Source organism: Microtetraspora sp. NBRC 13810 (genome assembly GCF_030268685.1).
Classification (GTDB): domain Bacteria; phylum Actinomycetota; class Actinomycetes; order Streptosporangiales; family Streptosporangiaceae; genus BSRQ01.
Genome location: NZ_BSRQ01000010.1, coordinates 48,996 through 72,330, shown reverse-complemented (window position 1 = coordinate 72,330; position 23,335 = coordinate 48,996). Strand labels below are relative to the sequence as shown.

The 23,335-nt window shown below is 74.8% G+C and carries 18 protein-coding genes; 10 read left to right on the top strand and 8 right to left on the bottom strand.

What is annotated here, in order from left to right; all coding sequences use genetic code 11:
• Positions 1-40: 40 nt before the first annotated feature.
• Positions 41-286 (bottom strand): CBU_0592 family membrane protein, encoded by a 246-nt coding sequence (locus tag QSK26_RS21015; RefSeq protein ID WP_285776909.1) that lies wholly within the window; start codon positions 284-286, stop codon positions 41-43.
• 97 nt (positions 287-383) lie between these two features.
• Here QSK26_RS21015 and QSK26_RS21010 point away from each other — a divergent pair, with 97 nt between their 5' ends.
• The gene (locus QSK26_RS21010; RefSeq protein WP_285776908.1) at positions 384-1,322 is read left to right on the top strand and encodes a LysR family transcriptional regulator; all 939 of its coding nucleotides are present in this window, start codon (positions 384-386) and stop codon (positions 1,320-1,322) included.
• Positions 1,323-1,468: 146 nt separating this feature from the next.
• On the opposite strand, the gene QSK26_RS21005 is transcribed toward QSK26_RS21010, so the two are convergent.
• Entirely contained in the window at positions 1,469-1,792 is a 324-nt protein-coding gene (locus tag QSK26_RS21005; protein ID WP_285776907.1) for a hypothetical protein, read from the bottom strand.
• A 132-nt stretch (positions 1,793-1,924) separates the two neighbouring features.
• Here QSK26_RS21005 and QSK26_RS21000 point away from each other — a divergent pair, with 132 nt between their 5' ends.
• From QSK26_RS21000 to QSK26_RS20990, 3 genes are all read left to right on the top strand, one after another.
• The gene (locus QSK26_RS21000; protein ID WP_285776906.1) at positions 1,925-3,967 is read left to right on the top strand and encodes a SpoIIE family protein phosphatase; all 2,043 of its coding nucleotides are present in this window, start codon (positions 1,925-1,927) and stop codon (positions 3,965-3,967) included.
• Positions 3,968-4,171: 204 nt separating this feature from the next.
• Positions 4,172-5,587, top strand: a complete 1,416-nt coding sequence (locus tag QSK26_RS20995; protein ID WP_285776905.1) for a phytoene desaturase family protein — start codon at positions 4,172-4,174, stop codon at positions 5,585-5,587.
• A 35-nt stretch (positions 5,588-5,622) separates the two neighbouring features.
• On the top strand, positions 5,623-6,522 hold the full coding sequence (locus QSK26_RS20990; RefSeq protein WP_285776904.1) for a phytoene/squalene synthase family protein: 900 nt from the start codon (positions 5,623-5,625) through the stop codon (positions 6,520-6,522).
• Between the two features lie 103 nt (positions 6,523-6,625).
• Here the strand turns inward: QSK26_RS20990 and QSK26_RS20985 are convergent, their stop codons facing one another.
• A complete protein-coding gene (locus tag QSK26_RS20985) occupies positions 6,626-7,336 on the bottom strand; it encodes a spheroidene monooxygenase (protein ID WP_285776903.1) in 711 nt (236 codons plus the stop codon).
• On the opposite strand from QSK26_RS20985, the gene QSK26_RS20980 reads away from it, so the two are divergent.
• On the top strand, positions 7,311-7,874 hold the full coding sequence (locus tag QSK26_RS20980) for a glycerol-3-phosphate acyltransferase (protein WP_285776902.1): 564 nt from the start codon (positions 7,311-7,313) through the stop codon (positions 7,872-7,874). The genes QSK26_RS20985 and QSK26_RS20980 overlap by 26 nt on opposite strands.
• On the opposite strand, the gene QSK26_RS20975 is transcribed toward QSK26_RS20980, so the two are convergent.
• From QSK26_RS20975 to QSK26_RS20965, 3 genes are read right to left on the bottom strand one after another with little or no spacing between them, the layout of a single operon-like run.
• On the bottom strand, positions 7,825-8,949 hold the full coding sequence (locus QSK26_RS20975) for a glycosyltransferase family 2 protein (RefSeq protein WP_285776901.1): 1,125 nt from the start codon (positions 8,947-8,949) through the stop codon (positions 7,825-7,827). The genes QSK26_RS20980 and QSK26_RS20975 overlap by 50 nt on opposite strands.
• Complete coding sequence (locus QSK26_RS20970) at positions 8,946-10,394, bottom strand: phytoene desaturase family protein (protein WP_285776900.1); 1,449 nt, start codon at positions 10,392-10,394, stop codon at positions 8,946-8,948. Before QSK26_RS20970 ends, QSK26_RS20975 begins: the two co-directional genes overlap by 4 nt.
• Positions 10,382-11,122, bottom strand: coding sequence for a carotenoid biosynthesis protein (locus QSK26_RS20965; RefSeq protein WP_285776899.1), 741 nt, complete (start codon positions 11,120-11,122; stop codon positions 10,382-10,384). Before QSK26_RS20965 ends, QSK26_RS20970 begins: the two co-directional genes overlap by 13 nt.
• A gap of 294 nt (positions 11,123-11,416) precedes the next feature.
• Here QSK26_RS20965 and QSK26_RS20960 point away from each other — a divergent pair, with 294 nt between their 5' ends.
• Complete coding sequence (locus QSK26_RS20960; protein ID WP_285776898.1) at positions 11,417-12,373, top strand: cation diffusion facilitator family transporter; 957 nt, start codon at positions 11,417-11,419, stop codon at positions 12,371-12,373.
• 183 nt (positions 12,374-12,556) lie between these two features.
• Here QSK26_RS20960 and QSK26_RS20955 read toward each other — a convergent pair whose 3' ends face one another.
• Positions 12,557-13,597, bottom strand: coding sequence for a glycerophosphodiester phosphodiesterase (locus QSK26_RS20955; RefSeq protein ID WP_285776897.1), 1,041 nt, complete (start codon positions 13,595-13,597; stop codon positions 12,557-12,559).
• Positions 13,598-13,726: 129 nt separating this feature from the next.
• On the opposite strand from QSK26_RS20955, the gene QSK26_RS20950 reads away from it, so the two are divergent.
• Both QSK26_RS20950 and QSK26_RS20945 read left to right on the top strand, forming a co-directional pair.
• Positions 13,727-15,760 carry an APC family permease gene (locus tag QSK26_RS20950; RefSeq protein WP_285776896.1) on the top strand — a complete coding sequence of 678 codons (2,034 nt, stop codon included), beginning with the start codon at positions 13,727-13,729 and terminating at the stop codon, positions 15,758-15,760.
• On the top strand, positions 15,757-15,924 hold the full coding sequence (locus QSK26_RS20945) for a hypothetical protein (RefSeq protein ID WP_285776895.1): 168 nt from the start codon (positions 15,757-15,759) through the stop codon (positions 15,922-15,924). Before QSK26_RS20950 ends, QSK26_RS20945 begins: the two co-directional genes overlap by 4 nt.
• 9 nt (positions 15,925-15,933) lie before the next feature.
• Here QSK26_RS20945 and QSK26_RS20940 read toward each other — a convergent pair whose 3' ends face one another.
• Positions 15,934-18,843, bottom strand: a complete 2,910-nt coding sequence (locus QSK26_RS20940; RefSeq protein WP_285776894.1) for a helix-turn-helix transcriptional regulator — start codon at positions 18,841-18,843, stop codon at positions 15,934-15,936.
• Between the two features lie 81 nt (positions 18,844-18,924).
• On the opposite strand from QSK26_RS20940, the gene QSK26_RS20935 reads away from it, so the two are divergent.
• Positions 18,925-19,374 carry a universal stress protein gene (locus QSK26_RS20935; RefSeq protein ID WP_285776893.1) on the top strand — a complete coding sequence of 150 codons (450 nt, stop codon included), beginning with the start codon at positions 18,925-18,927 and terminating at the stop codon, positions 19,372-19,374.
• Positions 19,375-19,720: 346 nt separating this feature from the next.
• Positions 19,721-23,290, top strand: coding sequence for a LamG-like jellyroll fold domain-containing protein (locus QSK26_RS20930; protein ID WP_285776892.1), 3,570 nt, complete (start codon positions 19,721-19,723; stop codon positions 23,288-23,290).
• Positions 23,291-23,335 lie beyond the last annotated feature (45 nt).

Below are 23,335 nucleotides of genomic sequence, written 5' to 3'. Positions count from 1 at the left end.
CGACGACGGGCGGGGCCCGTCACACGCTGACAGTCTCCCATCAGCGGCGCCTTGCCACCATCCTGCTCAGCACCACCGTGCCGATGAGGCACCAGATCACGTTCAGGGCGGCGGACGGCCAGGCCGCGAAGTAGGCGGAGTTGACCATGAGCCCGGCCGAGCCGGCGAGGTTGAGCACCTGATAGGCCGCGCCGTCGCCGGAGACGCGCGCGGTGGAGACCAGCATGTAGCTCACCAGGAGCAGCGCGGCCCCGGCCCAGCCGATCATGGAGATCAGCAGGGTCACGGCCGGTCCAGGAGGTGAGAACTCATGCCACCATGATCTGAGCACACTGGGTAAAGTACAAATAACGAATTCTGAAATCGACCTTAAGCTGAGCTTCATGGACATTGATCCCCGGCGGCTGCGCGTCCTGCGCGAGGTCGCCAGGCGCGGCGGCGTCGGCCGGGCGGCGGAGGCGCTGCACCTCACTCCCTCCGCCGTCTCCCAGCAGCTCGCCCAGCTCGAACGCGAGGTCGGCCTGGCGCTCATCGACCGGTCCCAGCGCAGGGCCACCCTCACCCCCGCCGGCCGGGTGCTGGCGGGCTACGCCGACCGGGTCGAGGAGGAACTGGCCGAGGCGAGACAGGAGCTCATCCGCCTCACCGAGCGGATCACCGGCCCGGTCACCGTGGCCGCGTTCCCCACCGTCATCTGGCACCTGCTGGTGCCCGCCCTCGGCATGCTGCGCGAACGGCACCCGCGCATCGAGCCGTTCATCCGCGAACTGTACGGCCCGGCCGCCCTTCAGGAACTGCGCCTGGGCGAGGTGGACGTGGCGATCACCGAGCAGGACATGAGCCGCCCGGTGCCCGCGCAGCCGTCGATGACGTTGCACCCGCTGCACGTGGACGAGTACCGGATCGTGGCGCCGCCCGGCATGCCCGCCCCGCGGAGCGTCGCCGACCTCGCCGACGTGCCGTGGGTGGCCGGGCCGGTCGAGCAGGCGTGCGGCCAGGCGCTCGAACGGCTGGCCGCCCTGCACGGCTTCGCCCCGCGCAAGGTGCACGTCATCGTCGAGTTCCCGCCCACGCTGGCACTGGTCGCGGCCGGTCACGGGGTCGCCATCGTCCCGGCCCTGGCGCTGCTCGACATGCCGGGGGGCGAGGTGCAGGTGACCGGCATCCGGGACGTGGGGGCCCGCCGGATCGACGCGGTGACCCGGGCCAACCGCAGCAGGTCCGGCGAACCCGACCCGGTGCAGGCGGTGGTCATCGCCGCGCTCCGCGACGCCGTGGCCGAACTCGGCGCCCAGCCGACCGGCCACGCCGACGCCGGATGAGCCGGGTACGGCACGGCGGAGGGCCGGCGTTTCCACGGGGGAGTAGGCGCCCGTCCCGGTCGGCCGACAGGTACGGCCGAGAACCCGGCGCTTTCCACGCCCGGCAGGACGGCCCGGCCAGGCCGCCGTGAGGCCGTCCCCGGTCGTCACGAGGCCGTCCCCGGCACGGCGGCGTGCCGGGCGGCGGCGCGTTCGGCCCGCCCGCCGTACCAGGCGCTCCACACGCCGAGCAGGGCGACGGTGCCGAGGAGCAGCACCCAGGACAGGCCCGCCATGACGTCCACGGGCAGCCGGTAGACGAGGACCGTGCGGAGGGCGGACTCGACGAGGAGGGCCGCCGCCCAGGTGAGCGTCATGACCCGGGGATCGAAGGCGGCGGCCCGCGGGGCGAGCAGCCCGCCCATGCTGACCCCGAGCAGCGCCACCCGCCGCGGATCGACGAACGGAAGGGCCGGCACGTGGTCGAGCACCCAGATAAACACCCCATGAGCTGATGTCTTGCGCTTTGGACCTTGTTTACTCGAATGGCTGGATAATTTCGTGGCCGGGCCAGTGGACGGGGGCGTGACCGAGGGGCGCCGGCGGGCTGGGGGAAATGACAGATGAGCGTTGCGGAACCACGGATGTCCGGCGGCCTGCCGCTGGACGTCTTCGATCCTGCGCCGGTCGGGATCGCCGCGACCAGCGGCCCGGACCACCGCCTCGTCTACACCAACCACGCCTACCGGCAGATCGCCGGCGTGCGCCCCCTGGGCCTGCCCGCACGCGAGGCGTTCGGCGACCTGCGCAGGCAGGACTACCTCTCCCATCTCGACCTGGTCATGGAGACGGGACGGACGATCACCCTGCGCGAGCTCCCGTTCGAGTTCCGCTCCAACGGCCCGTCCGGGCGCGAGCGCCGCGCCTCCACGAGGATGGCGAAGATCTCGCTGGCGGCCGGTGAGCCAGGCGTGCTGATCGTGGTCACCGAGCGCGCCGGCCAGGTCGACCCGGAACGGCAGTTCGGCTCCGCCGCCGGCGGGCGGGACAGGTTCCTCCAGCGTTACCAGAGCCTCCTGCAGATCGAGACGCAGGCCGTGTGGGTGGGCGACCTGCTCGGCCGGATCACCGAGCCGAGCCCCGGCTGGCAGCGGCTGAGCGGGCAGACCTGGGAGGAGTACCGCGGCGACGGCTGGCTGCGGGCCATCCACCCCGAGGATCGCGCGCCGTCCGTGGAGGCGTGCTACCAGGCGATGCAGCGGCAGAGCCACCTGGAACAGGTCTACCGGCTGAGGATGCCCGACGGCACCTACCGGCACGTCCGCTCGCGCGCCGTGCCGGTCATCGACCACGGCGAGGTGGTCGAGTGGGTCGGCTCCTGCGCCGACATCGAGCAGGAGTGGCAGGAGACGCGGCGCAGGGAACTCCTCGACCGCACGGCGGCGGCCACCGCGGACGTCGCCGACCTGGAGGAGGTGCTCGGCATGCTGTCCGAGGTGATCGTGCCGACCCTGACCGACGGCTGCGGCGTCTACCTGCTTCCCCAGTTCGAGGACCGGACGTACTCCCGCCCTTTCATCGCCGAACGGATCACCAGCACGAAACGCGACGGGCTGCCCGCGCACCAGACGCTGCGCACCGAACGGTTCGAACCGGACAGCGGTTTCGCCGAGGCGATCAGGACGCGCCGCCCGATCCGCCGCGTCTTTCCGGGCGGGAGGATCCCGCCCGGTGTCGTGCCGACCGGGGCCGAGGAGTGGTTCGCCGCCGCCGGGGTCAACAGCATGGCCCTCGTGCCGGTGATCGTCGACGGCGCCGTGGCCGCGGTGGTCGACGCCGTGAACTGCGGCGACCGCGAGCCGATCACCGCCGCCGACGTCGACCTGCTCGGCGGGATGCTGGACCACGCGCACGCCCACCTCAGCAACGCCATGCGGTTCCAGCGCACCCAGCGGGTGGCCCTGGCGTTGCAGAACTGCCTGCTGCCCGACCCGCCCCAGGTGCCCGGCCTGGAGATCACCGCCCGGTACCGGCCGAGCGTCACGACGTCGGAGATCGGCGGAGACTGGTACGACTCGTTCCTGCTGCCGGACGGCGCCGCGATCGTGACCATCGGCGACGTCGCCGGGCACGACCTGGCGGCCGCCGTGACCATGAGCCAGTTGCGCAACATGCTCAGAGGGCTCGCCGTGGACCGCCGCGAGCCGCCCGGCGACATCCTGCGCCGGCTCGACGTCGCCACCGAGTCCCTGCACCACGAGGGCATGGCGACCTGCGTCCTCGCCCGCCTGGAGAGCTCCGGCGACGGCTCGTGGCGGCTGAACTACTCCGTCGCCGGGCACCCGCCGCCGCTGCTCGTCACCTGCGACGGCGAGGCCCGCTACCTGGAGGACGGCGCCAACCCGCTCCTCGGCCTGGCCGGCGACGAGCCGCGCACCAGCGCGGTCGCCACCGTGCCGCCGCGGGGCACGCTGCTCTTCTACACCGACGGCCTGGTGGAACTGCCCGGCGAGCACCTCGACGCGGGACTCGACCGGCTGCGCGGGCACGCCGCCGCGCTGGCCCGCGCGCCCCTCGACGCCTTCTCCGACGCGCTGCTCACCCGGATGCCGATCGCGAAGAAGGACGACATCGCCATGATCGCCGTGCGGGTGCCCGGAGTCTGAGCCGGCGGTACTCCTCCACTCCGATGGAACGCTCGCTGCGAACACCTTGGACCCGGCCTTGCCAGCCCTTGCCGTCACGCTGGGTAGTCATGAGGTACGGCGTTCGACCATAGGAGCAGCCATGACCGTCACCACTCCGACCAGTCCCGTAGGGGAGCCGGCCGGCAGGTCCGGGCCCGCCGCCCAGGCCACGGACAGGCGGGCATGATGGACGTGGTGATCGGGGCCGGACTGGCCGGCCTGTCCGCGGCGGTGCACCTGGCCGCGGCCGGCCGCGCGGTGACGGTGGTCGAGTCGCGGCGGCGGCCCGGCGGCTGCTGCGGCACGGCGGAGCTGGGGCCCCACCGCTTCGACACGGGCCCCTCGGTGCTCACCATGCCGGGCGTCCTGGCCGAGGTCTTCGGCGCGGCGGGGGAGGAGCTGGACCGCTGGCTCCCGCTGCGCCGCCTGGACCCCGCCTACCGGCTGGAGTTCCACGACGGCTCCCGGCTCGACGTGGTCGCCGACGACGCCGCCATGATCGAGCAGGTGAGACTGCTGTGCGGGCCGGCCGAGGCGGACCGCTACCGGCGGTTCCGCGACCTGCTGGGCCGGATGTTCGCGGCCGAGTGGCCCGCCTTCATCGACGCCGACATGACGACCCTGGGCGCCATGGCGAAGCCGTACGCGCTGCTCCGGCTGGCGTCGATGGGCGGTTTCCGGCGGCTGGACCGGCTCGTGGCCGCGCACCTGACCGACGAGCGGCTCATCAGGGCGCACACCTTCCAGTCGCTGTACGCGGGACTGTCGCCGCGGCGGGCGCTGGGCGTCTACGCGGTCATCTCGTACATGGACACCGTGGGAGGGGTCTACTTCCCCAGCTCGGGCGGCATGCACGCCGTCCCGGTGGCGCTGGCCGCGGTGGCGGAGAAGTGCGGGGCGTCGTTCCGGTACGGCACCAGGGCCACCCGGGTGCAGGCCGACTCCGGCGGGGTGACGGCCGTGTGCCTGGACACCGGGGAGCGCCTTCCCGCCCGGAACGTCGTCGTCGCCTGCGACCTGCCGGCGGCGCACGCCGGCCTGCTGCCGGAGGCCGCCGCCGACTGGCGGCTGCGGCGGGCCCGCCACTCGCCCTCGTGCGTGGTCGTGCATCTCGGCCTGGACCGCCCGCTGCCCGGCAGGACCCACCACACCCTGCACTTCGGGCGCAGGTGGGAGGCAGGCTTCGCCGCGCTGGAGGCCGGGTGGCCGCAGCCGGACCCCAGCATCATGGTCACCCACGCGGCGCCGGACACCCTCACCGCGCTCGAACCCGTCCCCAACCTGCACGGTCACGGCTGGGAACGGGTGGAGCGGCGGCTGCTGGACCGGCTGGCCCGGCTGGGATACGGCGACCTGTCCGAGGCCCCCCGGCTGATCTGGGATCCGCGCAGGTGGCAGGCCGAGGGGCACTCGGCGGGCACGCCGTTCGCGCTGGACCACCGGTTCACCCAGACGGGCTGGTTCCGCCCCTCGGGCGTCGCCCGCCGGATCCCCGGCCTGCACTTCGCGGGCATGCACACCGCGCCGGGCGTCGGCGTCCCTCCCGTGCTCGTCTCCGGGCGGCTCGCCGCGCGCCGCATCCTGGCGGCCGGCCGGTGAGCGTCCGGCTGTCCGGCCGCGGGCCCGGCGGTCCGGTGAGCAGCCTCACCTCCAGCTACGAGCACTGCCGCCGCCTGCACGCCCGCTGCGGGCGCTCCTACTACCTGGCGACGCTCCTGCTGCCCGCCTGGAAACGCCCGCACGTGCACGCCCTGTACGGCTTCGCCCGGCACGCCGACGAGATCGTCGACTCCTTCCGGCACCCCGACCGGGCGGGCGCGCTGGACGCCCTCTCGGAGCGGGTCGCCGCGGCGTTCTCCGGCGAGCTGGTCGAAGATCCGGTGCTGCCCGCCTTCGCCCACACCGTGCGGTCCTTCGCCATCGAGCGCGCCGACGTGGCCTGCTTCCTGCGTGCCATGCGCGCGGACCTCACCGTGACCCGCTACGCCACCTACGACGACCTGCTGGAGTACATGGAGGGCTCGGCGGCGGTGATCGGCACGATGATGGTGCCGATCCTGGAGCCGCTGCCCGGCGCCGGGCGGGCCGCCAGGGAACCCGCCAGGCAGCTCGGCCTCGCCTTCCAGCTCACCAACTTCCTGCGCGACGTCGCCGAGGACCTGGCCCGGGGGCGGATCTACCTGCCGGAGGCGGACCTCGCCGCGTTCGGCGTCACCGCGCGCGACCTGCGCGGGCCGCGCGCGGGGCCCGCTTTGCAGGCCCTGCTCGCCTTCGAGGCCGAACGCGCCCGCCGCCACTACCGGGCGGCCCTCGCGGGCATCGACCTGCTCACGCCCTCCTCCCGGCCGTGCGTGCGCGCGGCGTACGGGCTGTACGGCGGCATCCTCGGTGAGATCGAGCGCGCCGGCTTCCAGGTGCTGGCCCGGCGGGCGCGGGTGCCGGTGCGGCGGCGGGCGGTCATCTTCGCCCGGCACCTACTGGCCGCGCTGGCCGCCGCCCGGTGGGAACGGCGCGCCGCGGTGGAACCGCCGTGAGCCGCGCGGGCGCACGGCGTGCCCGTCCTCGGCCCGGCGGCCGGACGGTGCCCGTCGAGGCGGGCGGCGCCGCCGACGCGCCGGGGACGGTCCGGTGAGCGGGTCAGGTCAGCGGGTCGGCGCCGTTCCACGCGCCCGCGCTGGCGAAGGGGCGGAACCGGGCGAACAACTCCTCGGCGTACCAGTCCTCCCCGCGTACCCTCCCGATCACCTCCCGGTGCGCCGCCCCCCGGTAGGCGAACCCGTCGACGGCGCCGGCGTCCCGCCACAGCGAGAACGTCGCCTGCCGGGCCAGCGGCCACTCCCCGACGCCGACGGAGGCCAGGCATCCCGGCTGCCCAGCCAGCAGCCGGTCCACGCGCGGGACCGCCCGGTAGAAGGCCACCAGCCGGGACGGCCTGATGGACGCCCTGGTCAGCACGGCCACCGGCCCCTCCCCGGCGGCCGGGCGGGGCGGCCGGGCCGCGCCGGCGAACGGGTCGCGGCCGCCCCAGCGCCCCCGCCACGCCAGCGGCGTCAGCCTGACGTGCCAGGACTCGGCCGCCTCCCGCCGCCACCCGCGCGCGACGGGAGAGCCGTCCAGGAACGCGGCCAGGTCGGCCTCCTCCCGCCAGACCGCGAAGAGCGCCCACCGTCGCAGGTCGGCTCCCAGGCTCATCGAGTCGCCCCGGCCGGTGCCGAGCAGCCGGTGGAACAGCAGCCCGCCGGTACGCCGTAGCACCGGCCGGTCGAACGCCATGTGCCGCATGCCCCCCGCATCCGCATATCTCACGAGATGGAAGGACGCGATGGTCTCCTGGTTCGCGGCGGTCATCGTCGGCTACCTTCTCGGCTCGATCCCCGTCGCCGTGCTGTGCGGCAGGGCGCGCGGCTTCGACCCGCGCGAGGTCGGCGACCGCAACCCCGGCTTCTGGAACGTGAAGGACCGGCTCGGCCGCCGGGCCGCCGCGGCGGTCTTCGCCGGTGACGCGCTCAAGGGCGCCGCGGCGGGCCTGACCGGCCTGGCGGCGGGCGGCGGCGCCTGGGGACCGGTGTACGCGGCCGTCGCGGCGGCCATGGCCGGGCACGCGTGGCCGGTGTTCGCCCGGTTCCGCGGCGGGCGCTCGGTGCTGACCTTCGCCGGCGGGTTCGCGGTGATCTGCTGGCCCGCCCTCCTGCTGGGCGTGGCGGTGCTGGCCTGCGCCGGCCTGGCCGCCAGGTCGTTCGCGATCGGCGCGCGGGCGGGGGTGTTCGCGCTGCCGGTGCTGCAACTCGGGTTCGCCCCGGTGGAACGGGTGGCGGCCACCGGGGCGCTGATGTGTTTCATCGGGCTGCGCTTCTGGCAGGCCGCGTCGGCCGCGCGCCGGAGGTGAGACGCGCGTAGGTACGGCCGCGCCAGGTGCGCGCCGGGCGCACGGTGGCCTGGGTGAGCCGGACGGCGGTGGCCGGGTCCAGCAGCGGCGACAGCCATACTCCGGCACCGGGCCGCACGTAGCTGCCGCGCAGCACACCGGCCAGCGACAGCCGCGCGGCCAGCAGCCCGAGGTCGAGCGCGGTCGGGCGGCCCGCCAGCAGGCGCAGCACCGGCAGCGCCGCCGTCAGCCACACCACGGCGAGGTCGGCGGCCTGCCGGCCGGGGGCGGTGACGTCGGCCAGCGACAGCGTACGGCCCCACTCCCGCCAGACCCCGGCGGCCGACTCGTGCATGTCCACCCGCAACAGGTCGCCCGCGTCCAGGAAACCGACCGCCCAGCCGTCCCCGGCCAGGGTCCTGACCAGGGCGACGTCGTCGGCCAGGTGGCCGCGCACCCGGGTCAGGGCGCCGGCCCCGAGCATCGCCGCCCGGTGGAACGCCATGCACTGGCCGTTCCCCACGGCCCGGCCGGGCGGCGGCGGGACGGCGGGTCCGATCGGGCCGAAACGGAGGACCAGGGTCGCCAGGAAGGAGGCGTGCAACGCCTGCTCCGCCGGTCCGTCGCAGACGAACCGCGGCCCGGCCGTCACCAGGTCGTACTCCTCCAGCGCGGCGGTGAGCGCGCCGAACAGGCCGGGCCGGGGCCGGGTGTCGGCGTCCAGTGTGACCACCACCGGGCCGCGCGCGGCCAGGAGACCCTGGTGCAGCGCCCACTGCTTGCCCACCCAGCCCTCCGGCGGCGGGCCGCCCGGCACGACCCGGGCGCCGAGCCCGGCGGCCACCCGGGCGGTGGCGTCGGTGGACTCGTCGTCCACGACGATCACCTCGGCCACGGCCGGGTCGGCCAGCGCGGCGGTGAGGCAGGGGCCGATGCGGTGCTCCTCGTCGCGGGCCGGGACGACCACCGAGACCGTGCCGGGGGCGCAGGCGACCGGGCGCAGCGGCGGCCTGCGACGGCGGCCCGCGGCGAGCCTGGCCCCGGCGGCGAGCGCCGCGGCGGCCTGGGCCAGGGTGAGCAGGGTCGTCCACCTCATGGCGCGCCGCCCTTGCCCGCGGGGAAGTCGTGGTTCACCAGATCGGCGACGATCCGCCCGCCCATGGCGACGAGGGGCAGCCCGCCGCCCGGATGGACCGAGCCGCCCACCAGGTAGAGCCCCCGCCGCGGCCCCCGGTTGCCGGGCCGGCGGAAGGGGGCCAGCGGGCCCGCGTAGGCGGCGCCGTAGATGGCCCCGCCCCACGACCGGTAACGGTCGCGCAGGTCGGCCGGGGTGAGGATGTCCACGAAACGCAACCGGCCGGCCAGGTCGTGGCCGCGCTCGGCCAGCCGTTCCAGCACGAGGTCCCGGTACGCCTCCGGGCTGATCGGCCACCGGGAGGGGTCGCGCGCCGGCACGTTGACCAGCATCGTCCAGCTCTCCGCGCCCGCCGGGGCCTGGGTGGGATCGTCGGCCGACGCGCAGCCGACGTAGACGGTCGGATCCCGGGGCGGCGTGCGGCGGCGGAAGACGTCGGCGAACTCCGCCGGATAGTCGGCCGAGAAGAGCACGGAATGGTGCGGCAGGTCGTCCGTGCGCCCGTCCACCCCCGCCAGCAGGAGGAACGCCGAGGAGGACGGCCCGAGCGCGGCGATCCGGCGCAGCCTGCGCCGGTCGGGCAGCAACCGCCCGTACAACTGGGCCGCGTCCACGTTGGCCACGACCACGTCGCCGCCCACCCGCTCGCCGCCCGCCAGCCGCACCCCTTTCACCCGCTGCCCGTCGGCCAGGATCCCGGCCACCGGCGTGTCCAGGCGCACCTCCACCCCGGCCCCGGCCAGCAGCGCGGCCAGGTCCCCGGCGAGGGAGGGCAGGCCGCCCGGCACGTACCAGCCGCCGCCGTCGTGCTCGACGGCCGGGATGCAGCCCAGCGCGGCGGGGGCGCGGTAGGGGTCGGAGCCGGCGTAGGTGGCGTAGCGGTTCACGTACTGGCGCAGCCGCGCGTCCTGGAAGAAGCGGCGGGCCAGGCCGGCGAGGGTACGGCCGGGCGCCACGGCGCGCAGGTCGCGCAGGCTCGGCCGGACGGGAGGCCGGTTCGGCGGCCCGGCGAAGAAGGCGCGCGAGGACACCTCGAAGCAGTCCCGCGCCCAGGCGTGGAAGGCCCGCCAGCGGACGCCCTGTCCAGGGGCCAGCCGTTCGACCTCCGCGGCCATCCGGTCCGGGTCCCGGTGGGCGGTCAGCCGGCTGCCGTCGGCGAAGCGGTAACGGCACAGCTCACGCGGCTGCACCAGGTCGCGTTCGACGCCGAGGTCGCGGAAGAGGTCCGGCAGCGTGAGCAGGGAGGGCCCGATGGAGAACGTGAAACCGTCGCGCCGGTGCTCGGCCAGCTTGCCGCCCAGCCGCGGCAGCCGTTCGAACAACCGGACCTCGTGCCCGGACCGGGCCAGCAGCAGGGCGCACACCATGCCGCCGACGCCGCCGCCCACCACGTTCACCGCCGCCATCGACGCCTCCACGCCAGCACCGCGAACGCCCCCATCCCCACCCCGCCGAAGCAGGCGATCAGCGGGTCCGGCGGCTCGAAGACGAACGCGAAGCCCACCGTCTCCATCACCGCCATCACCGTGTAGAGCGTGACCAGCGCGGTGCCGCCCGCGATCCCCCCGGCGACGGTGTGGACGGCGGCCATCATCAGCAGCGAGACCGCGAGCCAGCCCGCGAAGTTGCTCAACGGAACCCCCCGGTAGGGTCCCTCCTGCTCCCATACCCACAGGCCGAGCCGCAGCATCTGCGGATCGAGGAACAGATCCCAGGCGGTCAGCGCGACCGCGCCGGTGACGACCCGCGTCCAGCCGCCGCCGGGCGCGACCGCGTAGGCCGCGAGCCCCATGCCGGCCCAGGCCAGCGCCACCACGACGGGCACCCCGGCGAGCTGGGGCTGGAGCACGCCGGTGTAGCGGTAGGCGCCGAACGGGACTCCCGTCGTGGTGCCCAGCAGTTCGGCGGCGTAGCCGATGACGGCCGCGCAGCCGAACGCGGCGGCGGCCCTGGGCAGGGAGCACGCCGACGCGGCCAGGGCGAGCGACGACGCGGCGAGCAGCAGGACCACGACGCTGGTCAGCCCGACCGGCCGCGGGTGCAGCCCCGAGGCGACCTGGGCGGCGACCATGCCGGCCAGCAGGACCGATCCCGCCACGAGACCGGTCCGGGGTGTGCGGAGTGTGTCGGACACACCCGTCCCTTCGTCACCACCACCCCCTCCGGATGCGTGCCCAACCGCACGCCGCCTCGCGCGCGGCGCGGGCTCGCGCTTTAGAGTGGCGGTCGAAGGGGAGTAGTTCCTTCGCCGGTCCTCGACATGCTGGAGCGTCCGCCGCTCCCGGTGGCCGGGCCTCACCCAGGTGAGGCGGACGAGACCTTCGATCGGTCGGCGACGTGTCGCCGCGGCGGTCGAGGTCTCCGGGCGCGCAGCCCTCTGGAGTTCGCCCCGCGGGTGACGCGGAGAAGGAACCTCAAGGGAGCACGCATGACGCGACCGTCACCCCACCTCTCATCGGCCGCCCCGGAGCGGCGGCTGTTCCACCTGCTGTGGCTGTCCGTCGCGGCGGCCGTGGCGACCATCGCGCTCAAGACGGCGGCCTGGCTGGCCACCGGCTCGGTCGGGCTGCTGTCGGACGCGGCCGAGTCCGTCGTCAACCTGGTCGCCGCCGTCGTCGCGCTCGGCGCGCTGACCTGGGCGAGCAAGCCCGCCGACGAGGAGCACACCTTCGGGCACGGCAAGGCGGAGTACCTGTCGGCCGGCGCGGAAGGGATGATGATCTTCGTGGCGGCGGTGAGCATCGCCGTCGCCGCGGCCGACCGGTTCCTGCACCCGCGGCCGGTCGAGGACGTCGGCGTCGGGCTGGCCATCTCCGCCGTGGCGTCGTCGATCAACCTCGTGGTCGGCCTCGCGCTGCTGCGGGCGGGCCGCAGGCACCGGGCGCTCATCCTGGAGGCGGACGGCAGGCACCTGCTCACCGACGTGTGGACGTCGGCCGGGGTCATCGCCGCCGTCGCCGCCGTGGGCGTCACCGGCTGGCAGCTTCTCGACCCGATCATCGCGCTGGCGGTGGCCGCCAACATCGTGTGGACCGGCGTCGCCCTGATGCGCCGCTCGATCGGCGGGCTGATGGACCGCGCCCTGCCCGCGGCCGAGCAGGAGGTCATCCGCCGGGTGCTCGCCGACCGGCTGGGCCCGGACACCGGCTTCCACGCGCTGCGCACCCGGCAGGCGGGGCGGCGGGCGTTCGTCTCCATGCACCTGCTCGTGCCCGGCGCGTGGAGCGTGCAGCGCGGCCACGACCTCGCCGAGGAGATCGACCACGCCCTGCGCCGCCGGCTGCCGCACGCCACGATCTTCACCCACCTCGAACCCCGGGAGGACCCCCGCTCCTTCGAGGACATCGAACTCGACCGGGACCACCCTCCCGTCGCCACCGAATAAGCCCGCGACCGGTTCCCGGCGATGCGTTACGCTGCTGCACCCCCGGCCGGGATCGGCACGATGCAAGCTCCTCGCCGTCGTCAGCGTCAGCAAGACCCACATCACCTTCGCCGCCGCCCGCGGGCTTCGCCACGGGAGCCGTATTGATCTACATCGTAAAGGCGGACGCCGCCGTCCCGACCGTCAGCCCGTGGCGCGGGCGGCCAGGGTGGCGCGGGCGATTCCCGGGTCGTCGGCGAAGACGCCGTCCAGGCCGGTGTCGTAGAGCTTGTTCAGGTAGCCCATGACGTCGCCGGTGGCGATGGCGTGCACGGGGCTGCCGGGGTCGCCGAGGCGGAAGTCCGCCGGGAGGTGGTGGTTCTCCGGGCGCACGGTCCAGGCGTGCACGAGGAGGCCGGCCCGGTGCGCGTCGCCGACGAACGCGGTCGGCCCGGTGGTGCGGTTGCCGGGGCCGGTGGGGAGGATGAAGGCGGTGTGCACGCCCACGCCGTCGGCGTAGGCGGCGACGTCCTTCAGCCCGGCCGGGGTCGTCATCTCCACGCCGGTGGGCGGGTCGCCGGCGGCCACCCGGTCGTACGGGGGCCGGTGGAGGTCGATGAGCTGGATGAGCCGCAGCCCCGTCCTGCCGCGCAGGTCGCGCAGGTTGGCGGTCTCGAAGGACTGGATGAAGACCGGGTCGTGCCGGTCCCGCCAGCCGTGCTCGGCGAGGCCGGCGAGCAGCGGCTCCTCCAGCGGCAGGCCGATGGAGTCGAAGTAGGTGGGGTGCTTGGTCTCGGGGTAGACGCCGACACCGTGCCGCTGGGCGAGCTGCACGACCTCGTCCAGGGTGGGGATCTGGGCCAGGCCGTTGAAGGCGGTGTTGACCGGGCGGATGAGGGGGATGCGTTCCCTCGCCCGCAGGGTGCGCAGCTCGGCGAGGGTGAAGTCCTCGGTGAACCAGCCGGTGACCGTCGCGCCGTCGATGGTCTTGGTGGTGCGCCGGCCGGCGAACTCGGGGTGGTTCTCGACGTCGGTGGTCTGGCTGATCTCGTTCTCGTGCCGGGCGACGAGCACGCCGTCCTTGGTGGAGACCAGGTCGGGCTCGATGTAGTCGGCGCCGAGCGCGATCGCCGCCTCGTAGGCGAGCAGGGTGTGCTCGGGCCTGATGGCGCTGGCGCCCCGGTGTGCGATGACGATCGGATCCCCGGCCCGCCCGCCGGCGGCCACGCTGGAAGACTGCGACACGACCGCGACCGTACCACCCCCGCCCGTGCCCGGGCGCCCCCGCGGGCACGGGGAAGTTTCCCTGTTGATTAAGCGGCTCGGTGGCGGGGCGGGGCGGCCCGGGGGCGGCCTGCGCCTAGGCTCGCGCACGTGATCCGCTTGGGTGAGCTGTTCAAGCGTCTCGCGGTCGGCCGGGCGCTGCGCAGCGAGCAACTGCGGGAGACCCTCCTGTCCAAGCGCGTGGCGCTGCCGATCTTCGCGTCCGACCCGCTGTCCTCGGTGGCCTACGCCACGCAGGAGATCCTCCTGGTGCTCTCCGTGGCCGGGCTGGTCTATCTGCACCTGGCCTCCTGGGTGGCGGTCACCGTGGTGTGCCTGCTGGTCGTGGTGGTGCTGTCCTACCGGCAGGTGGTGTTCGCCTATCCGGGCGGCGGCGGGTCCTACGAGGTGGCCTCGGCCAACCTGGGCCGGTCGGCCGGCCTCGTGGTGGCCGCGTCGCTGCTGGTGGACTACGTGATGACGGTCGCGGTGTCGGTCGCCTCCGGGGTGGACAACATCGTCTCGGCGTTCCCGGCGCTGCACGAGTACCGGGTGGGCCTGGCGGTGGGGTTCGTGGCGCTGCTCGCCGGGGTCAACCTGCGCGGCGTGCGGGAGTCCGGCCGGGTGTTCGCGGTGCCCACCTACCTGTTCGTCGGCGCCATGCTGGTCATGTGCGGCACCGGACTGCTCCGCTGGCTGGCCGGCGACGCCCCGGTGGCCGAGTCGGCGTCCGCCGGGATCCGGCCCGAGCCCGGGTACGAGCACCTGACCGGCCTCGCGCTCGTCCTGCTCGTCCTGCGCGCCTTCTCCAGCGGGTGCACCGCGCTGACCGGGGTGGAGGCGATCTCCAACGGCGTCCAGGCGTTCCGCCCGCCGAAGTCGCGCAACGCGGCGGCGACGCTGGCCGTGATGGGCCTGATCGCGGTGACGATGTTCGCCGGGGTGACCGCCCTGGCGCTCGTCGCGCGGGTGCACATCACCGCGGACGCCTGCCGGCTCGCCGGCGCGGGCCCCGGGTGCGAGGCCGTGCCGCAGCGCACGGTGATCGCCCAGCTGGCCGCCGCGGTCTTCGGCGGCCACCACAGCCCCGGGTTCTACTTCGTCCAGGCGGCGACCGCCCTGGTGCTGGTGCTGGCCGCCAACACGGCGTTCAACGGGTTCCCGCTGCTGGCGTCGATCCTGGCCAGGCACCGTTTCCTGCCCGAGCAACTGCACAACCGGGGCGACCGGCTGGCCTTCTCCAACGGGATCCTGGCGCTCGCGGCCGTGGCGGCGGGCCTGCTGTGGGCCTTCCACGCGTCGGTGACCGACCTGATCCACCTCTACATCCTGGGGGTGTTCACGGCGTTCACCCTCTCCCAGGCGGGCATGGTCCGGCACTGGAACAGGAAGCTGCGCGGCGAGGCCGATCCCGCCCGGCGGCGCCGCCACCGGATCGCCCGGTCGATCAACGCCTTCGGGGCGGTGTGCACCGGTCTGGTGCTGGTGATCGTGCTGGTCACGAAGTTCACCGAGGGCGCCTACCTGGCGGTGGCGGCCGCCGTACTGCTGACGGTGCTCATGCGCGCGATCCGCCGGCACTACGACGCGGTCGGCTCCGAACTCGCGGTGACCGACGCCACCGCGCAGACCGTCGTGCCCAGCCGGATCTCCGCCGTCGTCCTGGTGGCCCGCCTCCAGACCCCCACGCTGCGCGCCCTCGGCTACGCCCGTGCCATCCACCCCAGCCACCTCACGGCGGTCACCGTGGCGGTGGACCGGGAGGAGAGCCGCGCCCTGGTCGAGCGGTGGGACGCCCTGGGCATCGACGTCCCGCTGACCGTGCTGGACTCCCCCTACCGGGAGGTCGCCCGGCCGCTGGTGGAGTATGTCCGCTCGCTGCCCAGGCACGGGGCGCGTGACGTGGTCAGCGTGTTCATCCCGGAGTACGTCGTGGGCCGCTGGTGGGAGATCCCGCTGCACAACCGGACCGCGCTGTGGCTGAGGAGCCGGCTGATGTTCGTCCCCGGCGTCATGGTGATCAGCGTGCCGTGGCGGCTCAGCTCGACCCGCGTACGGCCGCCGCGCCCCACCCCCCGGGCCCCCGGAGCCGTGCGGCGCGGCGAACCCGACCCGCGGATCCATCACCGCCCCGCGGACCGGTGACCGGGACGGGCGAGCCGGCCGCCGGTCACCCGCCGTGTGGCGGGGTGCGGGCGCGGAGTGCGCGGGCGGTGAACGGGGCGGCGGGGGACGGGCTGATCGTCGAGCACTGGGATGTCGTGCAGCCTGTGCCGGACGCCGCGGAGATCCCCAACGGGATGTTCTGAAGGCGCGGCTCAGAACGATCGGGGGACGGCGCGCTCCGCCGGTGGCTCCTGAGCCGGGTCGAAGAGGTGCAGGCGGTGGGCCGTGGCGGCGGCCTCGCCGCGGGAGCCCGCGCCGAGCTTGGCGAGGATGTTGGACACGTGCACGCTCACCGTCTTCGCCGAGATGAACAGCTCCTGGCCGATCTCGCGGTTGCTGTGGCCCGCCGCCACGAGCCGGAGCACCTCGGTCTCCCGCGCGGTGAGGCCGAGACGCGGCTCGTCGGTGGCGGAGCCGCCGGTGAGCTGGATCCTGGCCCGCCGGGCGAGGTCGCCGATGCCGTCGAGCAGCGGCGTCGCGCCGAGCCGCCCGGCCAGCTCCAGGGCCCGGCCCAGCCGCCCGGCCGCCTCCTCCCGCCCGCCTTCGGCCACGGCGATCTCGGCCGCCGCGAACAGCGTCCGTGCCTCCGGGTACGGCTGGCCCAGCGCGGCCCAGGCGGCGGCCGCGGCGTCGAAGGCGGCACGGTCCGGCGCGCCGCAGGCCAGGGCCGCCTCGGCGGCGAAGGTCAGCCCGGACGCCTCCCCCACCCTGCCGTCCGTGGGCAGCTTCTCCGCCACCTGCCGCAGCAGGGGCAACGGCGGACCGGCCACCCGGACGCCCGCGAGCAGCACCGGCCACGAATAGCGCGGCTCGGCCATCAGGTCCTGCTCGCGCAGGGCCCGCGCCACCACCTCGCGCGCCTCGTCGATCCGGCCGAGGGCGCGCAGCAGGTCGATCTCCCGCCGGATGGCGGGCAGCACGTTCTGCAGCCGGTAGGAGCCGCGGCCGAACAGCCTGCGCGACTCGGCGAACCGCGCCTGGGCGCCCTCCAGGTCACCGCGCGCCAGCGCGATGTCGGCGGCGAACGCCACCATGCTGCCGAGGTAGGGATCCGGCGGCGTGAGCTCCGTGACGTATTCGAGGGCCTCCAGCGCCTCGTCCCAGCGGCCGAGCGACACCAGGGGCTCGGCGAGGTTCATCGACAGGAAGGCGCCCTGCGTCCTGGCCAGGCCGTACTCGCCGGCGTCGGCGATGCCGGCGCGCGCCGCCGCGGCCGCCTCCTCGTGGTAGCCGGCGCCCTCCAGGACGTCGGTCTCGGAGATGGTCGCCCGCAGCACCGCGCCGTAGTCGCCGGCCCGATGCGCGATCGCCCTGGCCCGCGCGAACGCCTGGCGGTAGGAGTCCGGCGGGTCGGCGTGCCGGCTGCGGCCCCAGGTGACCGTGGTGAGCGCTTGGGACTCGGTGCCCGCGTCGCCCACCTCGTGCGCGATCGCCATCGCCTCCCTCGCCAGCAGGGCCCGCTCCTCGCGCTCGGCCGGCGCGTGCAGCATCCGGGCGAGGCTCTCCAGCACCTTGCCGCGCAGCCTGGTCGGCGGGTCGGCCGGCACGAGCGCGGCGGCGGCGCGCAGGTCGTCGAGGTAGCCGGCGCGGCTGAGGTCGTACTTGACCAGCCCGCGCTGGCGGAGCACGCGGGCCGCGGTGATCGGGTCGGCCCCGGCGTCGATCTCGTCCAGGGTGCTCCCGGCGAAGGCGAGCGCCCGCTCGAACTCCCCGGCGAGATGCGCCACCGTGATCGTCTGGCGGAGCACGTCCACGTGACCTGCGCCGATGCGGCCGGTCGCGTCGGGCACCCGGTCCCACAGTTCCAGGACCCGGGTGAGCATCCGCAACTGCTCGGCGTAGGCGGCGGACGCGCGGGCGACGGCGGCGGCCTGCCACGCGCTGATGAGCGCCCATGTCGGGTCGTGCGCCGAATGCCAGTGGTGGGCGAGCTCGACGGCTCCGCGGGGGGCGGGGAGCAGCGCCGGGTTGTCGCCCAGGGCCTCGGCGTAGCGCGTGTGCAGGCGGGTGCGCTCGCCGGGCAGCAGGTCGTCGTAGACCGCCTCGTGGATCAGGGCGTGCCGGAAGGCGTAACCGTCGCCGTCGACCGTGAGGACGTTGCCGGCGACGGCCGGGCGCAGGGCCCGGGCGAGTGTCTCGTCGTCGAGCCGGGCCACGGCGGCGAGCAGTGTGTGCTCGATCCGCGGACCGCCGGCGCTGGCCACCCGCAGCAGCTCCTGGGTCTCCTCCGGCAGCCGCTCCACACCGGCGAAGAGCAGGTCGCGCAGCGACTCGGGCAGCGGCCCGTCTTCCCCCTTGCCGAGCAGCGCCTCCACGAACAGCGGGTTGCCCTCGCTGCGCGCGTAGATCGTGTCGATCGTGCCGCCCGCCGGTCTGCGCTCCAGGATGCCGGCGACCTGCCGGACGACCTCCCTGCGGCTGAACCGGCCGAGTTCGACGCGCTGGACCCGGTCGAGCCTGCCCAACTCGGCGAGCAGCGGGCGCAGGGGGTGCCTGCGGTGGATCTCGTCGGAGCGATAGGTCACGGTGATGAGCAGCCGGGTGCCGGTGACCTGCGAGCGGACCAGGAAGGACAGCAGGTCGCGGGTGGAGCCGTCGGCCCAGTGGGCGTCCTCGATCACCAGGATCACCGGCTCGTGCTCGCCGAGCCGTTCCAGCAGGCCGAGGACCTGCTCGAACAGCCGGGCGCGGGCCTCGGACCCCTCGTGGCCGGGCTCGCCGAACTCGGGCAGCAGCCGGGCCAGCCCGCGGGTGGTGCCGCCGGGCAGCAGCGCGGCCAGCCGTTCGTGGCCCAGGTCGCGGGCGAGCGCCCGCAGCACCGCGGTGAACGGCGCGAACGGCAGGCCGCCGGTGCCGAGCTCCAGGCAGCCGCCGATCAGGACGCGGGCGTCGCCGGCCCGTGCGGCGAACTCCCGCACCAGCCGTGTCTTGCCGACGCCCGCCTCCCCGCCGACGAGTGCGGCCGAGGGGGACCCCGCACGCGCGTCGGCGAGCGCCTTCTCCAGTCTCGCCAGCTCCTTCGCCCGGCCGACGAAGAGGGGACTCACGACGTGCGTGCTCACGTGGACCAGGATGCCATCACCCGCGGGCTCGCCCGTCCCCCCTCGGGGGGAACGGCGTCCGGGCAGCCGTAGGCTCACAACATGAGCGGCTTCGAGATTGGCACCGACGGTCCCCAGGCGATCGTCGTCGGGATCGACGGCTCGGACACCTCGCACCGCGCCGCCGCCTACGCCTGGGGGCTCGCTCGCCGCCAGGGCTCCAGCCTGATCTTCGTGTTCGCCGCCGCCACCGGCGCCATCGCCTCGTTCATCCCGGACGCCAGCGCCACGGCCATCGAGGCGCAGGAGGAGGTCGGGGCCGAGCTGGGCGAGCGGATCGCCGCGCTGGCGGAGTCCATGCATCCCCGGGTCGAGCACACCTTCCGGGTGGAGCGCGGCGACGCCGCGTCCGTCCTGATCAGGGTCGCCGACGAGGTCAAGGCCGACGCGGTCGTCGTGGGCGCCTCGGCGCAGGCCGGGCACCGCCTCGTCGGCTCGGTGGCGGTCCGGCTGGTCCGAGCAGGCCGCTGGCCGGTCACCGTCGTGCCGTAAGGGGCGGGTGCCGGCGGCCGGAGGCGTGCTGGGAGGCGTCCTGGGACTGGGACGCGCCGGCGAGGACGGCGTCGGGAGGCCCGGGGGAGCGGGCGTCGAGGTCGTCGCGGCGCGGGGACCGCAGGTTTCTCCCGGCTTAAGGGATGCTGCCGGGTGGCCCTGCCGGGCGTCGAGGTCGTCGCGGGGCGGGGACCGTAGGTTTTCCCGGCTTGAGGGATGCTGCCGGGTGACCGGGAGGTCGAGACGCGCGGCGCCGGTCCGCCGATGCCCTTCCCTGCCGTCCGTGTGATCCATGGCACGCCGTTTCCGAGGGTTAACCCTCTGGTGGCCGTTCGCGGCGCTGGCGATGATCGTCTGGCTCTCCGGCGGCCGGTCGGGCGACCGTGCGATGGGGGAGGGCGCTGGGCGGATGATGATGTTCAGACGTGCGTTGTTACCCGCGGCCGGGCTCGTCCTGGCACTGGCGGCCACGGCGTTGCCGTCGCAGGCCGCAGCGGAGCGCGTGACCCAAGGACGGGCGGAGGAGCCGGTCGGGAACCCGGCCGGGGATCCGGCCGGGGGCGGGGCGGGCGTCGCGGAGGCCGCGGCGGCGGCGCGCGCGGCCGGGCGGCGGGTCGAGGCGACCGAGTTGCGCTCGGAGACGCAGCAGGTGTTCGCCAACCCGGACGGCACGTTCACCTCCGAGACCTCGGCGCTGCCCGAACGGGTACGGCGGGGCGCGGACTGGGTCCCGGTGGACACCACCCTGCGCGCGGCCCCCGACGGGACGGTGCGCACCGTCGCGACCCCGCTGGAACTCGCGTTCTCCGGCGGCGGCGAGCAGCCGCTGGCCCGGATCGGGGACGGCACCCGGTCGCTGGAGACGACCTGGCCGGGCCGGCTGCCACAGCCGGTGCTGGAGGGCAGCACGGCGACCTACCCCTCGGTGCTGCCGGACGTGGACCTGAAGATCACGGCGTCGGTGCTCGGCTACTCCGAGGTCCTGGTGGTCAAGTCGAGGCAGGCCGCGGCCGACCCCGCCCTGCGCAGGATCACGTTCGGCGCGCGGGCCACCGGCGTGACGGTGCGCGAGACCGCGGCCGGCGGGCTGGAGGCGGTCACCCCGGACGGGACCCCGGTGTTCCACTCACCCGTGCCGCTGATGTGGGACTCCTCCGGGCGGGCCGCCGGTGAGGCGCGGCCGGCGGAGGTGTCCCCGGCGGAGGTGTCCCCGGCGGCCGGGGGGCGCCAGGCGCCGATGGGCGTGGAGGTGACGCCCGGCGAGGTGACGGTGGTGCCCGACGAGGCCCTGCTGACCCGTCCCGACGCGGTGTTCCCGCTCTACATCGACCCCCAGTGGTCCGGGGCCAAGATCGCGTGGACGCATGTGGACCGCTCCTTCCCCAACCAGGAGTACTGGAACTCCGCCCACGATCCCGAGGCCGGCAACTACGGCGGCGGCCTCAAACGGTCGTTCTGGCGGATGAACTCCAAGAACGTCACCGGCAAGCACATCCTGAAGGCCACCTTCCGGATCACCCAGAACAAGTCGTGGGGCTGCACCGCCAACCCGCAGGCGCTGGAACTGTGGCTGACGGGGAGCATCTCCTCCGCCACCACCTGGAGCAGGCAGCCCGCCTGGCGGCAGAAGCAGGACGACGCGGCCTCCGACGCCGGCTACAGCCCCTCCTGCCCCGACGCGGGCATCGAGTTCGACGCCACCAAGGCCGTCACCACCGCCGCCGCCTCCGGATGGTCCACCACCACCTTCGGCATCAGGGACGCCGACGACCTGGAGAGCAGCACCTACGGCTGGAAGGGGTTCGCCAACTACCCCCGGCTGGTGGTCGACTACAACACCGAGCCCAGGGCGCTGGGCGCGGTCGGCACCAGCCCCGGCACGCCGTGCGCGACGGGCGCCTCGCGGCCGCACGTCAACGCCGGTACGGCCGGCTTCCCGTTGATCCTCCTGGCGAAGGTCTACGACCAGGACGAAGGGGACACGGTGCGGGCGCAGTTCAGGATGCGCCGCCTGGATCCCGCCGGATGGACCGCCTTCCCGTTGCCGGGCGAGGGCAGGACCAGCGCGATCGCCACCTCCGAGCCGAGGAGCCGCCAGTTCCCGGTGCCCGCCCTGTCCGACGGCGTGACCTACTCCTATTCGGGGCGCGCCGACGACGACGTGGACACCAGTGCCTGGTCCGACTGGTGCGAGTTCACCGTGGACACCACCGATCCGGTGACGCTGCCGCGGATCACCTCGGCCGACTACCCGGCCGACACTCCCGACGAGTGGCACGGCGGGGTGGGGGTGGCCGGGGCGTTCACGTTCGCCCCCGGGCCGGGCGACCCGGACGTGGCGGCGTTCGAATACGCCCAGGGCGACCCGGACGAGGTCACCGCGGCCACCCGGGTCGCCATCCCGGCGGGCCAGAGCTCGGTGACCGTGCAGATCGCGCCCCGCCGGGACTGGACGAACTTCGTCACCGTCCGGCCGGTGGACCGTGCGGGCAACGTCGGCGCCGCGGCCACCCACACCTTCCACGTCGCGCCGGGAGGCGGGCCGGTGGCGCGGTGGCGGTTCGACGAGACCTCGGGCCTCCAGGCCGCCGACTCGGCCGGCATCGGCACGCCGCGCCCGGTCAGCCTGGCCGGCGCCGTACGGTGGCCGGGCGGGCGGGTGCACGGATCGCTGGAGCTGGACGGCGCCACCACGCACGGCACCACCGAGGGTCCGGTGCTGCGCACCGACCGGGGCTTCACGGTCGCCGCGTGGGCGCGCCTGACCGACGACACCCGCGACTCCACGGTGATCAGCCAGGCGGGCGCCCACGCCAGCGGCTTCCGGCTGCACTACGACGCCGCCGAGCGGCAGTGGGTGTTCAGCCGGCACGCGGCCGACACCGCGGACGCCCAGGTCGTCCGCGCGGCGTCGGACGCGCCGCCGCTCCTCCGGGTGTGGACGCACCTGGTCGGCGTGTACGACGCGCCGACCAGGAGTCTGCGGCTGTACGTCGACGGCCTGCTCCAGACGCGGCGGGGCTCCTACACCGCCGCCGCCTGGCAGGCCGCCGGCGACTTCCAGATAGGCCGGGGCAGGACCGAGGGCGCGATGCGCGGGCACTTCCCCGGCCGGATCGACGACGTGCAGGCGTGGGACCGCATCCTGTCCGACCATCCGGCCACGGTGAACGACGACCACCTCGGCAACGAGATCCAGGCCATGGCCAAGCAGCCGCCCGGCCACCTGGCCTGGTGGAAGCTGGAGGAGGGGACGGGCGGAACGGCGGCCGACGCGGTCGGCCCGGTGCCGCTCACCCTCGCCGGCGGCGCGGCGTGGACGGGCGACGGCCACGACGGCGGCGGCGCGCTACGGTTCGACGGAGCCGACGACCATGCGGGGACCGGTGCCCAGCCGGTGCTGCACACCGACAGGAGCTACTCGGTGGCGGCCTGGGTGCGGCTGTCCGACCCCGGCGACGAGACGCTGCCCGGCAATTCGGCCGCCGCGGTCAGCCAGGACGGCCTCACCCGCAGCGGGTTCTTCCTGGGGTACCGGCGGTTCGAGGAGGACGGCGGGATCGTCCTGCGCTGGGCGCTCAGCGCGGTGACCAGCGACTCCCTCCAGGCCCCGTGGGTGCATCTGCGGGCCCAGGAGAAGATCGACTCCTCCGCGCTCGGCACCTGGGTGCATCTCGCCGCGGTCTACGACCAGCCCGCCCGGCAGTTGCGCTTCTACGTGAACGGCCAGATTCAGGACGCGCTTCCCTTCGTCGGCTGGCACGCCCCCCGCGGTTTCCAGGTGGGCCGCGGCAAGCGGGACAACGTCCCGGCCGACTTCTTCCCCGGTGACGTCGACGACGTGCACGCCTACGTCGGAGCGCTCACCGCCCAGCAGGTCATCGCGCTGGCATCCGGGACGACGCCCGACGCCTGACAGTTCGTCCCTTTCGTGAACATCGTCGCGCCTTCGGCGTGCCTG

Coding starts and splice junctions, on each gene's coding strand:
- QSK26_RS21010 (WP_285776908.1), top strand. CDS start 384: ATGGACATTGATCCCCGGCGGCTGCGCGTCCTGCGCGAGGTCGCCAGG.
- QSK26_RS21000 (WP_285776906.1), top strand. CDS start 1,925: ATGAGCGTTGCGGAACCACGGATGTCCGGCGGCCTGCCGCTGGACGTC.
- QSK26_RS20995 (WP_285776905.1), top strand. CDS start 4,172: ATGATGGACGTGGTGATCGGGGCCGGACTGGCCGGCCTGTCCGCGGCG.
- QSK26_RS20980 (WP_285776902.1), top strand. CDS start 7,311: ATGGTCTCCTGGTTCGCGGCGGTCATCGTCGGCTACCTTCTCGGCTCG.
- QSK26_RS20985 (WP_285776903.1), bottom strand. CDS start 7,336: ATGACCGCCGCGAACCAGGAGACCATCGCGTCCTTCCATCTCGTGAGA.
- QSK26_RS20975 (WP_285776901.1), bottom strand. CDS start 8,949: ATGAGGTGGACGACCCTGCTCACCCTGGCCCAGGCCGCCGCGGCGCTC.
- QSK26_RS20970 (WP_285776900.1), bottom strand. CDS start 10,394: ATGGCGGCGGTGAACGTGGTGGGCGGCGGCGTCGGCGGCATGGTGTGC.
- QSK26_RS20960 (WP_285776898.1), top strand. CDS start 11,417: ATGACGCGACCGTCACCCCACCTCTCATCGGCCGCCCCGGAGCGGCGG.
- QSK26_RS20935 (WP_285776893.1), top strand. CDS start 18,925: ATGAGCGGCTTCGAGATTGGCACCGACGGTCCCCAGGCGATCGTCGTC.
- QSK26_RS20930 (WP_285776892.1), top strand. CDS start 19,721: ATGATCGTCTGGCTCTCCGGCGGCCGGTCGGGCGACCGTGCGATGGGG.